Annotated in this window: 13 protein-coding genes; 11 read left to right on the forward strand and 2 right to left on the reverse strand. The window is 62.6% G+C overall.

Annotated elements, in window-relative coordinates; all coding sequences use genetic code 11:
- The first annotated feature begins 193 nt into the window (after positions 1-193).
- Genes V6M87_RS02750 through trpA form a run of 5 tightly spaced genes read left to right on the forward strand, consistent with a single transcriptional unit; the run spans position 194 to position 6,588 of the window.
- Complete coding sequence (locus tag V6M87_RS02750; protein WP_332848195.1) at positions 194-2,947, forward strand: FimV/HubP family polar landmark protein; 2,754 nt, start codon at positions 194-196, stop codon at positions 2,945-2,947.
- Positions 2,944-3,780: a tRNA pseudouridine(38-40) synthase TruA gene (truA, locus tag V6M87_RS02755; RefSeq protein ID WP_332848196.1), complete on the forward strand. Its 837-nt coding sequence runs from the start codon at positions 2,944-2,946 to the stop codon at positions 3,778-3,780. The genes V6M87_RS02750 and truA overlap by 4 nt, the downstream gene beginning before the upstream one ends.
- 11 nt (positions 3,781-3,791) lie before the next feature.
- On the forward strand, positions 3,792-4,496 hold the full coding sequence (locus tag V6M87_RS02760; protein WP_332848197.1) for a phosphoribosylanthranilate isomerase: 705 nt from the start codon (positions 3,792-3,794) through the stop codon (positions 4,494-4,496).
- On the forward strand, positions 4,468-5,727 hold the full coding sequence (gene trpB, locus V6M87_RS02765) for a tryptophan synthase subunit beta (RefSeq protein ID WP_332848198.1): 1,260 nt from the start codon (positions 4,468-4,470) through the stop codon (positions 5,725-5,727). Before V6M87_RS02760 ends, trpB begins: the two co-directional genes overlap by 29 nt.
- A gap of 60 nt (positions 5,728-5,787) precedes the next feature.
- Entirely contained in the window at positions 5,788-6,588 is an 801-nt protein-coding gene (gene trpA, locus V6M87_RS02770; protein ID WP_332848199.1) for a tryptophan synthase subunit alpha, read from the forward strand.
- A gap of 424 nt (positions 6,589-7,012) precedes the next feature.
- Here trpA and V6M87_RS02775 read toward each other — a convergent pair whose 3' ends face one another.
- Complete coding sequence (locus V6M87_RS02775) at positions 7,013-7,840, reverse strand: hypothetical protein (RefSeq protein WP_332848200.1); 828 nt, start codon at positions 7,838-7,840, stop codon at positions 7,013-7,015.
- Positions 7,841-8,010: 170 nt separating this feature from the next.
- Here V6M87_RS02775 and accD point away from each other — a divergent pair, with 170 nt between their 5' ends.
- From accD to V6M87_RS02805, 6 genes are all read left to right on the forward strand, one after another.
- On the forward strand, positions 8,011-8,883 hold the full coding sequence (accD, locus tag V6M87_RS02780; RefSeq protein ID WP_332848201.1) for an acetyl-CoA carboxylase, carboxyltransferase subunit beta: 873 nt from the start codon (positions 8,011-8,013) through the stop codon (positions 8,881-8,883).
- 80 nt (positions 8,884-8,963) lie between these two features.
- The gene (folC, locus tag V6M87_RS02785; RefSeq protein WP_332848202.1) at positions 8,964-10,274 is read left to right on the forward strand and encodes a bifunctional tetrahydrofolate synthase/dihydrofolate synthase; all 1,311 of its coding nucleotides are present in this window, start codon (positions 8,964-8,966) and stop codon (positions 10,272-10,274) included.
- 53 nt (positions 10,275-10,327) lie between these two features.
- Entirely contained in the window at positions 10,328-11,227 is a 900-nt protein-coding gene (locus V6M87_RS02790) for an SPOR domain-containing protein (RefSeq protein WP_332848203.1), read from the forward strand.
- Positions 11,228-11,253: 26 nt separating this feature from the next.
- Positions 11,254-11,742, forward strand: a complete 489-nt coding sequence (locus V6M87_RS02795) for a CvpA family protein (protein ID WP_332848204.1) — start codon at positions 11,254-11,256, stop codon at positions 11,740-11,742.
- 53 nt (positions 11,743-11,795) lie between these two features.
- Complete coding sequence (purF, locus tag V6M87_RS02800; RefSeq protein WP_332848205.1) at positions 11,796-13,322, forward strand: amidophosphoribosyltransferase; 1,527 nt, start codon at positions 11,796-11,798, stop codon at positions 13,320-13,322.
- A gap of 5 nt (positions 13,323-13,327) precedes the next feature.
- Entirely contained in the window at positions 13,328-14,569 is a 1,242-nt protein-coding gene (locus tag V6M87_RS02805; protein WP_332848206.1) for a cystathionine gamma-synthase family protein, read from the forward strand.
- A gap of 63 nt (positions 14,570-14,632) precedes the next feature.
- On the opposite strand, the gene V6M87_RS02810 is transcribed toward V6M87_RS02805, so the two are convergent.
- Positions 14,633-15,250, reverse strand: coding sequence for a LysE family translocator (locus V6M87_RS02810; protein WP_332848207.1), 618 nt, complete (start codon positions 15,248-15,250; stop codon positions 14,633-14,635).
- Positions 15,251-15,304: the final 54 nt, after the last annotated feature.

Here is a 15,304-nt window from a genome sequence, read left to right on the forward strand (position 1 = left end):
CGCATATCCCCTTTGCGGTGCATCACGGCGGCGCTTGAGCTTGCATGCCTTGGAGCATGATGATATGTTGAGACGTCCGGGATATCCACTTTCCCCCCCAGCTAACTCACACGCCCCAACTATGCAATTGAATCAACGCCCCATGATCCTGTCGTACGCGCTGAAAACCCTTGTGGCGGCTGTTGCAAGCGCCGTGCTTTTCGCCTCCGCGGCGCATGCCGCCGGGCTCGGCAGGCTTACCGTTTTGTCCGCGCTGGGCCAGCCTTTGCGCGCTGAAATCGAGCTGACCGCCGTCTCGACCGAAGAAGCCAACGGCCTGGTGGCGAAGCTGGCCAACCCGGACGCGTTCCGCGCGGCGAATATCGACTTCAACCCGGCGCTGCTGTCGCTGCGCTTTGCCGTCGAGCAGCGCAGCGGGCGCCAGATCGTGCGCATCTCGTCCACCCAGCCGATCAACGAGCCTTTCGTCGACATGCTGCTGGAACTGAGCTGGAACAGCGGCCGCCTGGTACGCGAATACACCTTCCTGCTCGATCCGGCCGAACTGCGCACTACCCAGTCGGCTCAGGTGGCCGCGGGTGCCGCAGCGAATGCTGCGCGCCAGCGCGCCCAGCAGGCCGCACCACAACAGGGCGCGTCGCCAGCGCCAACGCCAGCGCCAGCCGCGGCCGCGCGTGCTGAACGTCCGGCCCGCCCGGCCGACGCCGGCGCGCCGGACGCAAAAACCCTGACCGAATACCGCGTCAAGCGCGGCGACACGCTGGGCCGTATCGCCGCCCAGGTCAAGCCGGTCGACGTTTCGCTCGACATGATGCTGGTGGCGCTGTATCGCGCCAATCCGGACGCCTTCCTCGGCAACAACATGAACCGCCTGAAGTCGGGCCAGATCCTGTCGGTGCCCGATTCCGACGCACTGCGCGGCGCCAGCAAAGGCGACGCGCACGGCGTCGTCGTGGCCCACGCGGCCGACTTCAATGCCTACCGCAACAAGCTCGCCGGCCAGGTCGCCAGCTCGGCCCCGGCCAAAGAGCCGGAAGCGACGCAGAGCGGCGCCGGCAAGGTCACCGCCAAGGTGCAGGAGAGTGCCACCGCCGCCAATGAAGCGGCCGACAAGCTGCGCCTGTCGAAAGCGGCGCCTGGTGCTACCGCCGGCAAGGCTGGCGGCGGCGCCGAAGACAAGATCGCCCGCGAGAAGGAAGTGGCCGAAGCCACGGCGCGCGTCAAGGAACTTGAACGCAACGTCAGTGAGCTGGAAAAGCTCACCGCCGTGAAGAACAAGGCGGCGGCAGACGCTGCCGCCGCAGCAGCAGCCACGCCAGCGCCCGTTACGCCAGCGGTCCCAGTCGCTGTAACGCCACTCGATGCACCAGCAGTTGCTCCAGCCCCGGTAGCGCTGCCAAAAGCGCCGATCGTCAAAAAGCCGGTGGCGCCAGTGGTGCCCGAGGCCGGCCTGGTCGAGACGATCATGGACAACATCCTGGCCATTGGTGCTGGCCTGCTGGTGCTCCTGCTGGCCGCGTTTGCGGTCATCCAGCGCAAGAAGAAAAACGCGGCGGCCGAACCGGGTCCATCGTCGCTGCTGGGCGCGGCGTCGCAGCCGGCCCACTCGATGTACGACGAAGCCGGTGGTCAGAGTGTCGACACCAACAACAGCGTGTTCAACTCGAGCTTCTCGCCATCGGCCAGCCAGCTCGATACCAATGAAGTCGATCCGGTCGCCGAAGCCGACGTGTATATCGCCTACGGCCGCGACGCCCAGGCCGAAGAAATCCTCCGGGAAGCGCTGCGCACCAATCCAGAGCGCTACCCGGTGCGCCTGAAACTGCTCGAAATTTACGCTGCCCGCAAGGACCTGCGTTCGTTCGAAACCCAGGCCGGCGAGTTGTACAGCATGACGCGCGGGCAGGGCGAGGAGTGGCAGCAGGCAGCCGCCATGGGCCTGCTGATCGATCCGGCCAACCCGCTGTACGGCGCCGGCGAACAGCCGCTGAACCTCGGCCTGGCCGCAGGTGCCGCCGTGGCCGGCGCTGCCGCGTCGCAAAGCGATCTGGCGCAGCAACTGGCGGCATCGTTCGCGTCCAGCGGCGCCCAGCCGGAGAGCGCCCATTTTGACCTGCACGCCCTTGAGTCGAGCGAGTTGACCGCGCTGCCGCAAGCTGCGCCACTGACCGACGACAACGCACTCGACTTCGACCTGGGCGGGCTCGATTTCGAGCCGGTCAGCGCGGCACCGGCGCCTGCCGAGGTAACGTATGCCACGCCAGCGACGGCTGCCGCGTTCGAAGCGACTGCGGTGCCGGACATGGCATTCCACAGTGCCGCCGACGACGTCCCGGCGCCAGAGCAGGCCGCAGTCGAAGCCGATCCGTTCGACATCGATTTCGATATGAACTTTGATGCACCTGCACCTGCACCTGCACCTGCAGCCGCGCCGTTAGCCGACTTCGACCTGCAAAGCCTGCCGGGTCAGCCGGCGGCCGCACCAGCGTTCGACCTCGGCGCGATGAACTTCGACCTGCCGGAAACGCCAGCCGCGGCGCCGGTCGCGCTGACCAAGCCGGCCGCACTCGATACCTCGTTCTTGCAGGACGATTTGCCGACGCTGGCGCCAGCCCCTGAGCGCAGCGCCGCCGCGCCGGCGTTCGACATGTCCAACATCGACCTCGATTTGCCAGCCAGCGCAGCGCCAACGGCTGGCCGCGACGACACCTTTGGCGTCGGCTTCCCGTTCGACGAGCCGGCCACCACTGCAGCGGAACCGGACAACAGCGGTAACAGCGTCATGTCGTCCGCGCTGATGGAAATGGAAACCAAACTGGACCTGGCCATTGCGTACCAGGAAATCGGCGACAAAGAGGGCGCGCGCGAGCTGCTCGACGAAGTCATCAAGGGCGGCAACAGCGAACAGGTCACGAAGGCCAACGCAATGCGCGCACAACTGGCGTGACGGTTGAAGTAAGCGGGCCTTTGACCCGGCGCATTGCCCTGGGTGTGCAGTACGACGGCACACCTTGGAACGGATACCAGAAGCAGCCCGACCGCAAGACCGTGCAGGACCAGCTGGAAATCGCCCTCGAGACGTTTGCCCGCACGCGCCTGGCCACCACCTGTGCCGGACGCACCGACACCGGCGTGCATGCGCTCGAGCAGGTGGTGCATTTCGATACCGAGCTCGATCGTCCGATGCAGTCGTGGGTACGCGGCGTGAATACCTTTCTGCCCGACTCGATCGCGGTGCGCTGGGCCCACGCGATTCCCGTCGATCCCGAGCGTGACCCGTTGCTCGACTTCCACGCGCGCTTCTCGGCGCGCGCGCGTACCTACCACTATGTTCTCTACAACACGCCGGTGCGCTCGCCGCTGCTGGCCGGGCGCGCGGGCTGGATGTTTCGTCCACTCGACGTCACCCTGATGCAGGAAGCGGCGCGCGTGCTGATCGGCACCCATGATTTCTCGGCGTTCCGCGCCGCCGGCTGCCAGGCCAAGTCGCCCGTCAAGCACATGCATTCGCTCGACATCGTGCGGCGCGGCGACCTGATCGTGTTCACCGTTTGCGCCAGCGCCTTTCTGCACCACATGGTGCGCAATCTGGTCGGCTCGCTCATCTACGTTGGCCTGGAACGCACCACGCCGGCATGGCTGGGCGAGGTGCTGGCAAGCCGCAACCGCGACCTTGCCGCGCCCACTTTCATGCCGGATGGCCTTTACCTGGCCAAAATCGATTACGATCCCAAGTGGGGGCTGCCGCAGGAGTCGGCGCCGCCACTCCCGTGGTTCTAAAAGGTTTTTGCATGCAGCGTACCCGTATCAAAATTTGCGGCATCACCCGCGCGGACGACCTGCGCGCCGCAGTCGACCTTGGCGCCGATGCGCTTGGCTTCGTGTTCTATCCACCCAGCCCGCGTTACGTGACCGTCGCGCAGGCCGCGCCGCTCGCGCTGGCGGTGCCCGCGTTCGTGTCGAATGTGGCGCTGTTCGTCAACCCGTCGCCAGACGAGGTGCGGGCGGTGGTCGAGGCCATGCCGATCGCGCAGTTGCAGTTTCATGGCGACGAGACGGCCGGGCAGTGCGCGGCCATCGCCGCAGCGGTTCAACGCCCGTTCATGCGCGCATACCGGGTCAGGCCCGACACGACGCGCGCCGATTTGCTAGAATGCGAAGAGCGATACCGCGCTGCCAGTCCCTGGTTCTCGAGCCTCCTGCTCGATACTTACGTGGATGCCTACGGCGGCGCAGGAAAGGTTTTCGATTGGTCTCTCATCCCAAAAGAGCTCGCGCCTCGGGTCGTTTTAAGTGGTGGCTTGAGCGTACAAAACGCGACTGACGCGGTGGTACGTGTTCGTCCCTGGGCGGTTGACATCAGCAGTGGTGTTGAAGCCGCCAAGGGGATCAAGGACGCCAGCAAGATCGCCGCGTTTATCGCGGCCGTTGCCAGCGCAGATACCATTATCCGAAGCGAGAACTCCCATGAGCCACTATTTCAAGGAAGCGCCTGAGCGCGCCCCCGCAGCCCCCCTGTTCAAAAGCCCGAACTACAATTTTCCCGACGCGCGCGGCCACTTCGGCCAGTACGGCGGCAGCTTCGCCGCCGAGACGCTGTCGCACGCGCTGACCGAACTGACCGAAGCGTATGCCCACTACAGCCAGGACCAGGCGTTTCTGGACGAATTCCGCTATGAGCTGGAACACTTCGTCGGTCGCCCGTCGCCGGTCTACCACGCGCGGCGCTGGTCGGAAATCGCCGGTGGCGCGCAGATCTACCTGAAGCGCGAAGACCTGAACCACACCGGCGCGCACAAGATCAACAACGTTATCGGCCAGGCCCTGCTGGCGCGCCGCATGGGCAAGCCGCGTATCATCGCCGAGACCGGCGCCGGCCAGCACGGCGTCGCCACCGCCACCATCTGCGCGCGCTTTGGCCTCGAATGCGTGGTCTACATGGGTTCCGAGGACGTCAAGCGCCAGGCCCAGAACGTGTATCGCATGAAACTGCTGGGCGCAACCGTGGTGCCGGTGGAATCGGGTTCGAAGACCTTGAAAGACGCCTTGAACGAAGCGATGCGTGACTGGGTCACGAATATCGAAAATACCTTTTATATCATTGGTACCGTGGCCGGCCCGGCGCCGTATCCGATGATGGTGCGCGATTTCCAGTCCGTGATTGGCGAAGAGTGCCTGGTGCAGATGCCGAAGATGACCGGGCGCCAGCCCGATTACGTGCTCGCCTGCATCGGCGGCGGCTCGAACGCGATGGGGATTTTTTATCCGTACATCGACGAGCCGGGTGTAAAACTGATCGGCGTCGAAGCCGGCGGCGAGGGCCTTGACTCCGGCAGGCATTCGGCGTCGCTGACGGCCGGTTTTCCGGGCGTTTTGCACGGCAACCGCACCTATCTGCTGCAGGACGAAAACGGCCAGATCATCGAGACCCATTCGGTGTCGGCGGGCCTCGATTACCCGGGCGTCGGACCCGAGCATGCTTGGCTGAAGGACAGCCTGCGTGCCGAATACGTTACCGTCGACGACGAGGAAGCGCTGAAGGCGTTCCACGACTGCTGCCAGATCGAAGGCATCATCCCGGCGCTGGAGTCGGCCCACGCGCTTGCGTACGCGGTGAAACTGGCGCCGACGCTGGCGAAGGACAAGATTATCCTGGTCAACCTGTCGGGCCGGGGCGACAAGGACATGCACACTGTGGCCGAGAGGATGGGGCTCGATTTCAGTTGAAGTGAAGTTGAACCTTCGCGCTGAACCGTTTCTTCCTCTACCACTCATAGAAAGCACCGCATGTCCAGAATTGCTACGACCTTTGCCGCCCTCAAGGCGCACCACAAAACCGGCCTCGTCACCTTCATCACTGCCGGCGACCCGCATCCCGACCTGACCGTGCCGTTGATGCACGCGATGGTTGCCGGGGGCGCCGACGTGCTCGAACTCGGCGTGCCGTTTTCGGACCCGATGGCCGAGGGCCCGGTTATCCAGCGCGCCTGTGAGCGCGCATTGAAATTCAATGTCGGCATGCGCGACGTGTTCGAGATGGTGCGCGTGTTCCGGGCGACCGATCCGTCCACGCCGGTCATCCTGATGGGTTACGCCAACCCGGTGGAGCGCATGGGTGCGGAAAATTTCATCGCACGCTGCAAGGACGTCGGCGTGGATGGGGCCATCGTGGTCGACTATCCGCCCGAAGAGTGCGAAGCGTTTGCCGAATCGATGCGTGCCAATGGCCTCGACCTGATCTTCCTGCTTGCGCCGACGTCCACCGAAGAGCGCATCAAGCAGGTGGCGCGTGTGGGCAGCGGCTTCTCGTACTACGTGTCGCTCAAGGGCGTGACGGGTGCGGGCAGCATCGACACGGACGACGTCGCCCGCCGCGTCGCCGCCATCCGCGAACATGTGCAATTACCGATCGGCGTGGGCTTCGGCATCCGCGACGGCGCGACGGCGAAGGCGGTGGCCGCGGTCGCAGACGCGGTGGTCATCGGCAGCCGCATCATCCAGGAAATCGAAAACTCCCCGCCCGAGGGCGCCGTCGCCGCCGTCGAAACGTTCGTGCGCAGCATCCGCACCGCCCTCGATAGCAATTAACCAAAAACCATTAACCAATAATTAGGGTCAGAGTCGATTTAATTGGAAATTTTGTGAATTTCCGAACAATTCGACTCTGACCCTATGTGTTTTTAGCGTCGAGTTTGCTTCTATAAAAATAGGGTCAGTGTCGAATTGATTGGCAATTTTGGACAATTGCTCAGTAATTCGACTCTGACCCTCATTGTTTTGTAACTTTGTGTTCGATGGCTATTTCCCCAGGCATTGCGGTGTGCATGGCGTTTCTGTATCTGATGGTTTAGATTGGTGCTAATCCAACAATCATTCCACTATGAACCCATGAGAAAACAAATTCATTGATTGGCGCCTGGGTCTACGACCTGGTGGCCGCGCGCCGGGGGGGCGTTTCGAGTACACCACCGTTGACGTGGCAGGTGCCGACCAGGCCGCCTGATTTAGCCGTTTAGCGCGCGCCGACCCATGCGGTGCCGTTCACGCGGGTGACATTGCTTCCCGCGGCAATCAACTGGCGCATGACGTCCACCTTAAATTCGATTGCCACACCGGTGGTCACCTCATCCGGCCGCGGGCAGGGCGCGGCGCCCGCGACCAGCGCGAAGATAAACAGGTTTTTACCGGACGCGTGCGGCGTCAGGCTGCCCTTCATGGCACAGGCGCCGGCGTTGCCCGTGAATGTGCCGTCCGCTGCCACGGTCAGCGCGACCGTGGCGCCACTCAGGTCGCGCAAGGTCCAGGCACCGGTGATGTTGGCGAGCTTCGCTGCGGTGTTGTAGACGTAATTCATATTGGCCAGCGCGGTGCCGGTGAGCGCAGTGCTGGTGCTTCCCATCGTCAGGATGCCAGTGAGGCTGGCCGCCGGAACATAGGTGCCGGCGAACGTGCCGACGACCGTCGACGGCGTCACGCCATATTCGCGCACATCGGTGGCGGTAAAGCTGCCATTGTTGCTGGCGCCAACGCCCTCCAGAAAGCGACTGATGCCAAACACGCCGCCCGTCGTTGCGCCGATCATGGAGTACAGGCGGTTGCTGTCGGTGACCAGCGATACATGCGACAGACCTCCCGACAGACTGCCTTCGTACACACCCTCGGCGCTTGCAGTCACGGTGGGCTGCGTGGGCACTGCCACCGGCAGGGTGGGCGCGTGGACAGCGGGCAGCGTGTTGCCGACGCCGGTGTTGCCACTCCCGCTATCGCCACCACCGCCGCCGCACGCGCTCAATACCAGTGCCGCTGTCAGCGCCGTTAATCCAGAATACTTCCTTGTCATTTGAGACCTGTCTTTGTCTGAGGAAACTTAGTATATTTACCTTATTTAAATTTAACAACTGTGGGTTTTGCAAAATATGTCACCGATAGTGGAAAATTGTCAGTATTCGACAAGCAGCCTGTGAGCGGCTACACTACGGCCAACTTAAGAATTGCCGTAAAGGAGAACAGATGAGTTGGTTAGAGAAACTGCTGCCCCCACGGATCCAGCGCTCCGATGCCGCTAACCGCAAGACGATGCCCGAAGGCCTGTGGGTAAAGTGCCCGTCGTGCGAAGCCGTTTTGTACCGTTCCGACCTGGAGTCGAACCTGCATGTCTGCCCGAAGTGCAGCCACCACATGCGCATCCGTGCGCGCGAACGGCTCGACTCGCTGATGGACGCCGGCGGCCGCTATGAAATTGGCCAGGAAACGCTGCCGGTCGATACGCTCAAGTTCAAGGACAGCAAAAAATACCCGGACCGCCTGAAAGCGGCCATGGAAGCCACCGGCGAAACCGATGCGATGATCGTCCTGGGCGGCTCCATCATGAGCCTGCCATGCGTCGTGGCCTGCTTCGAATTCGAATTCATGGGTGGCTCGATGGGCTCGGTGGTGGGCGAGCGCTTCACCCGTGGCGCGCAAAACGCGCTGGAGCAGAAAGTGCCGTTCATCTGCATCACCGCCACCGGTGGCGCGCGCATGCAGGAAGGCTTGCTGTCGCTGATGCAGATGGCAAAAACCACCGCCATGCTGACCAAGCTGTCCGAGAAAAAGCTGCCGTTCATCAGCGTGCTGACCGACCCGACCATGGGCGGCGTCTCGGCCTCGTTCGCCTTCATGGGCGACGTGGTGATTGCCGAGCCGCGCGCACTGATCGGCTTTGCCGGCCCGCGCGTGATCGAGAACACGGTCCGTGAAAAGCTGCCGGAAGGCTTCCAGCGCGCCGAGTTCCTGGTGCAAAAGGGCGCCGTCGACATGATCGTCGACCGCCGCAAGATGCGCGAAGAAATCGCTCGCCTGCTGGCCCTGCTGCAAAACCAGCCGGTCGAAGTGATCGCCTAAATAAGTTCAGCAAGCTCACAGAAAGCGGCGCGGCGCGGTTAAAATGCGCTGCGCCGCTTTTTTCATTTTCTGAGCCTCCTATGTCAACGTTGCCCACCACCTTGCCCGACTGGCTCGCACTGCTCGAGTCACGCCACGCCGAAACCCACATCGACATGGGCCTGGAGCGCGTGCGCGCCGTCAAGGACCGCATGGCGCTCGCCTTTTCCGTCCCGGTCATCATGGTAGCGGGCACCAACGGCAAGGGCTCCACCTGCGCCATGCTGGAAAGTATCCTGCTGCGCGCCGGTTACCGCGTCGGCCTGTATATCAAGCCGCACTTCCTCGACTTTAACGAGCGCGCCCGCATCAACGGTGAGATGGCCAGCGATGCAGCCCTGATCGCCAGCTTCAACGTGGTCGAAGAAAAACGCGGCGCCACCGACCTGACCTATTTCGAATTCACCACGCTGGCCATCATGCACCTGCTCTCCACCACGGAAATCGACGTGGCGATCCTGGAAGTGGGTCTGGGCGGGCGTCTCGACGCCGTCAACGTGATCGACGCCGACGTGGCCATCGTCACCTCGGTCGACATCGACCACACGGATTATCTGGGTGATACGCGCGAGAAAATCGGTTTTGAGAAGGCCGGCATTTTCCGCGCCGGCAAACCGGCCATCTGCAGCGACCCGGTACCGCCCCAGTCGCTGATCGACCACGCCGCCGCGATTGGCGCCGACCTGTGGCTGCTGGGCCGCGATTTCAACTACGCCGGCGACCAGCAGCAGTGGGGCTACGGCGGGCGCAGCCAGCGCCGCAATTCGCTGGCCTATCCGGCCCTGCGCGGCGCCAACCAGTTGCTTAACGCTTCGGCCGCACTGGCCGCGCTGGAAGTATTGCGCCTGACGCTGCCAGTTGGCGCCCAGGAAGTGCGCACCGGCCTCGCGCTGGTCGAATTGCCGGGCCGCTTTCAGGTCTTGCCAGGCCAGCCGACGGTGGTCCTCGACGTCGCGCACAATCCCCATGCGTCCGCGACGCTGGCGCAAAACCTCGGCAACATGGGCTTTCATCCGTTCACGTACGCGGTGTTTGGCATCATGGAAGACAAGGATATCGCCGGCGTCGTCACGCCGATGCTCGAACATATCGACCACTGGTGCCTCGCCGACCTGCCATCGCCGCGCAGCGCCGACGGTGCGCTACTGGCCGCGCGCATCGCCGACATGGCGCTGGGCGGCGCCAAATCCGACGCCAGGCCAGGCGAATTTACCGTCAACACGTTCCCCGATCCGGCTGCTGCATTTGCAAACGCGGTCAGTCGTGCCGGGGAGAATGATAGAATTGTGGTCTTTGGATCGTTCTATACCGTCGCCGGCGTGATGGCGGCTCGAAAATCCACTCTTCACTGAAAATACACCGCATGGGCTTGTTCTCTTCTTCCAAAAAAAACAAGCATGACAAAATGGCCCAGAATCTGGGCCAGGATGACGGCCACTTCTCCCGCGCTGAAGACGAAGCGATCGGCGAGAAGGCCCGTGCCAAGCGCGCCTCGAACGCGGGCGCGGCCGCCGGGCGTGGTCGCAAGGATGCGCCCGATCCAGTGCTGCCCGAGAAAAAGCGCGCGCGCCGTCGCCTGGTGGGCGCCATCGCGCTGGCGCTGGCCGCTGCCATCGGCATTCCGATGCTGCTCGATTCGGAGCCGAAGCCCTTGAACGGCGACATCGCCATCCAGATTCCGTCCAAAGAAACAGCCGCGCCGCTGCCAGTGCCGGCCGCGCCCGCGCCGGTCGATGCTGCCGATACCCTCGACAAGCGCGAAGAGATCGTCACGGCTCCGGCCAGGGTGGAGCCCCCGCGCAAGGTGTCCAAGTACGATACCGAACTGCGCGACGAGCCGGCGCCGGTCAAAGTGGAACCGAAACCCGAGCCGAAAGTGGCCAAGGTCGAGAAGGTAGAAAAGCTGGACAAGCCGGTCAAGCCGGACAAACCGAAGCCGCTCAAGCCGGATGAGAAACACGATGTCCATCCGCTGGCCGCGAAAAGCACCGACAGTTCGCGGGCCCTGGCCATCCTCGAAGACAAGCAAGACAAACCGGCCAGGGTGGCGCACGAGCCAGTCGACAGCGCTTCGCAGCGCTACGTGCTGCAGGTGGTTGCCCTAGCCAGCCAGGAAAAAGTCACGGAATTGCAGGCCAGGCTGGCCGGCGCCGGGCTGCGCTCGTACACCGAAAAAAGCACCGCTTCATCCGGCGCCTCCGTCATCCGCGTGCGGGTGGGGCCGTTCGGCAAGGATGAAGCGGAAAAAACCCGTGCCAAGCTCAGCGCGATGGGTCTGCCCGGCACCATGGTCCCGGCAAAATGACGCAAGCAGTATTGAAGTGAGCCGGCGTGACGATTTTCGATTATCTGCTGCTGTTCGTCCTCATTTCATCGGTCATCATCAGCACCTTGCGCGGACTGGTGAAAGAAATCCTGTCGCTGCTGGGCTGGATCGTCGCTTTCATCGTGGCCAATGCCTTCGGCGCGAAACTGGCGCCGCTGTTGCCCGACGCGATACCGGGCGACGCGGGCCGCCTGATGGTGGCGTATGTGGCGCTGTTTCTGGGCGTACGAATTTTGATGGGGCTGGCGTCGATGATGATCGGCGCGCTGGTCTCGGCCACCGGCCTGTCGCTGGCCGACCGCGGCCTCGGCGGTTTATTTGGATTGGCGCGCGGCATTGTAATTGTGCTCGCCGTCGTCATATTGTGTGGGATGACCGCGATCCCGAAACAGGCTTTCTGGAAAGACGCGCTGCTCTCGCCACTGGCCGAATCCGGTGCGCGCACCCTCAAACCCTTCCTGCCTGCTGCCCTGGCGCAGTACGTTCGTTATTAGATTTATTCGATTCGCTTTATTTTTTTGTCCGTCCCAGCTTTTAGGAGTGCACCATGTGTGGCATCGTCGGCGTCGTATCTCACCAACCCGTCAATCAACTGTTGTATGACGCATTGCTGCTGTTGCAGCACCGCGGCCAGGATGCAGCAGGTATTGCAACGAATCACAGCAGCATGTTTTCCATGCACAAGGCGAACGGCCTCGTGCGTGACGTGTTCCGCACGCGTAACATGCGCGCGCTGCAAGGCAATTCGGGCATCGGCCACTGCCGTTATCCGACCGCAGGCTCGTCCAGCGAAGAAGAAGCGCAGCCGTTCTACGTGAATGCGCCGTTCGGCATCACGCTGGCGCACAACGGCAATCTGACCAACCAGGAACAACTGAAACTCGAGATGTTCCGCAATGACCGCCGCCACATCAACACCGATTCGGATTCCGAAGTGTTGCTCAACGTGCTGGCCCACGAAATCCAGGAAGCCACCACCGGTTTGTCGCTCGATCCGGAATCGATTTTTAAAGCGATGAACGTGGTGCACCGCCGCATCAAGGGTGCCTACGCCGTGGTCGCGCAAATCGCCGGCCATGGCTTGTTGGCATTCCGCGACCCGTTCGGCATTCGTCCGCTGTGCATCGGCGTCAACGAAACCGACAGCGGCACCGAATACATGGTGGCCAGCGAATCGGTGGCCCTGGAAGGCATTGGTTTCCGTTTCCTGCGCGATGTCGCGCCGGGCGAAGCCGTGTTCATCGATAACGATGGCGTCATGCACGCACGCCAGTGCGCCGACAACCCGTCGCTCAATCCCTGCGCCTTCGAATATGTCTACCTGGCGCGCCCGGATTCGATTCTCGACGGCGCCTCGGTGTACGCCACCCGCCTGAAAATGGGCGAATACCTGGCCGATAAAATCCGCGCCGAATTTCGCACCGGCGAAATCGACGTGGTCATGCCGATTCCCGATTCGTCCCGTCCGGCCGCGATTCAACTGGCGCTGAAACTGGGCATCGAATACCGCGAAGGTTTTATCAAGAACCGCTACATCGGCCGCACCTTCCTGATGCCAGGGCAAGCCATCCGCAGCAAATCCGTGCGCCAGAAACTGAACGCCATCGGTTCCGAATTCAAGGGCAAAAACGTGCTGCTGGTGGATGACTCCATCGTGCGCGGCACCACCAGCCGCGAAATCGTGCAAATGGCCCGCGAAGCCGGCGCGCGCAATGTGTTTTTCGCATCCGCCGCGCCGCCGGTGCTGTTCCCGAACGTGTATGGCATCGATATGCCGACCCGCGACGAACTCATCGCCTACGGCCGCAGCACCGACGAAGTGTGCCGCGAAATTACTGCCGACCGCCTGGTGTATCAGGATATCGATGCCCTGAAACGCTCCATTTCGGACGTGAATCCGGTGCTGCAGAGTTTCGAAGCATCGTGTTTCGACGGCATTTATGTGACCGGCGACGTAACGCCGGAATACCTGGATCGCCTGGAAAATGCCCGTCATAATCCAAAGAAGGCGCTGCCGGAAGATACCGTGCGCACCCAGCTCAATCTGAATGCGGCGATTGCCACTGCGGAGTAAATGAGATGCCGGAAAAACTGCATTATGGTTTTACCACCACGATCCTGCACAACGACCGCCGCAAGGTGATCGAGCACGGCTCGCTGCACAAGCCGGTGCACACGTCGGTCGCGTTCGGTTACAACGATGCGCGCCAGCTGGCATCAGTGTTCCAGGGCAAGGAGCCGGGCTTCCGTTATGGTCGCCAGGGCAACCCGACCGTGTCGGCACTGGAAGACAAGATCAGCAAGATGGAAGACGGCGTGGCCAGCCTGTGCTTCGGCACTGGCATGGCAGCCATCGGCGCGCTGTTCCAGGCGCTGCTGCGCGCTGGGGACCAGGTCGTGTCGTCCGCCTTCCTGTTCGGTAACACCAACAGCCTGTGGCAGACGGTGGCGGGGCAGGGCGTCGATGTCGCCTTTGTCGATGCCACCGATGTGGCCAACGTGGCGGCCGCCATCACGCCGGCCACGCGCATGGTGTTTGTGGAAACCATCGCCAACCCGCGCACCCAGGTGGCCGACCTGGTCCGCATCGGCGAACTGTGCCGCGAGCGCGGCATCCTGTACGTGGTCGACAACACGATGACCACGCCCTGGTTGTTCCGCCCGAAAACGGTGGGCGCCGGCATCGTCATCAATTCGCTGACCAAGTCGATTGGCGGCCACGGCATGGCGCTGGGCGGCAGCCTGACCGACACCGGCCTGTTCGACTGGAGCGCTTACCCGAACATCGCGCCGAATTTCCGCAAGCAGCCGGCCAGCCAGCAAGGCATGGCGCAGCTGCGTGCCAAGGCCTTGCGCGATTTCGGCGCGTCGCTCAGCCCGGACGCGGCGCACCAGATTGCCGTGGGCGCCGAAACGCTGGCGCTGCGCATGGAGCGTACCTGTGCGAATGCGCTGGCGCTGGCGCAGATGCTGGAAGCGGACGACCGGGTCGCGGCGGTCCATTATCCCGGCCTGGCGTCGCACCCGCAGCATGATTTGACGCGCAAACTGTTCCGCGCCAGCGGATCCCTGTTCAGCTTTGAACTGAAAGACGGGATCAATTGCTTCGATTACCTGAACCGGCTGACGGTGGGTATTCCGGCCAGCAACCTGGGTGACACGCGCACGCTGGTCATTCCGGTGGCGCACACCATCTTCTTCGAGATGGGCGCCGAACGGCGCGCCAGCATGGGCATCGCTGAGTCGCTGATCCGGGTTTCGGTGGGCATTGAAGAGACGGCCGATTTGCTGGCCGATTTCGGCGCCGCGCTCGACGTTTAATTGCTGCGCCATTTCCCGACGGCGCGCAAGATCTTGCCGTGGCCGACCACACCCCGCGCTGCTTCAACGGCTCAGGTTAGCAAACGCAAGCGATACGCCCAGCCCCATTAAAAGCGCGCCGATCAATTTGTCGATCACCTTCTGGTGATTGACCATGCGGGATCGAAACGCGTGTTGCGAGAAAAATAGCGCGACCAGCGCGAACCAGAAAAAGTGGGTAGCCGACATGAACAAGCCATAGCCGAACTGGATCGGCAATGGCGTCGCCGCTTGCACGACCTGGGTGTAGGTGCTGACGACAAACAGCGTCGTCTTCGGATTCAATGCGTTGGTCAGAAAACCATTACTGAGCAATGTAATGGGCGATACCGTGCTGTCGGCGTGCAGGTCGATGGTCAGTTTCGATTGATTGGAAAACGTCTTCCATCCGATGACGATCAAATACAGGGCGCCGGCTATTTTAATCACGGTGAATAACCAGGGTGAATGCGCGCTGATCAAAGCAATGCCAAATATCGTGTAAAACACATGGACCTGCACACCGAGCGCGATGCCGAGCGCGGCAAGCAGCCCGGCATTGCGGCCATACAGATAGCTGTTTCGCGTCACCATCGCGAAATCCGGACCCGGACTGATGGTGGCCAGGATAGTAATCAGTGCAACAGCAACGAGCTCGGTCATGGTTCTTTCCTTCGTTAGTAGTGGCAATTGCGCGCGCCCCGCCGATACAATTTC

The sequence above is a fragment of the Massilia sp. S19_KUP03_FR1 genome (assembly GCF_036688685.1).
Classification (GTDB): Bacteria; Pseudomonadota; Gammaproteobacteria; order Burkholderiales; family Burkholderiaceae_D; genus JALYUM01.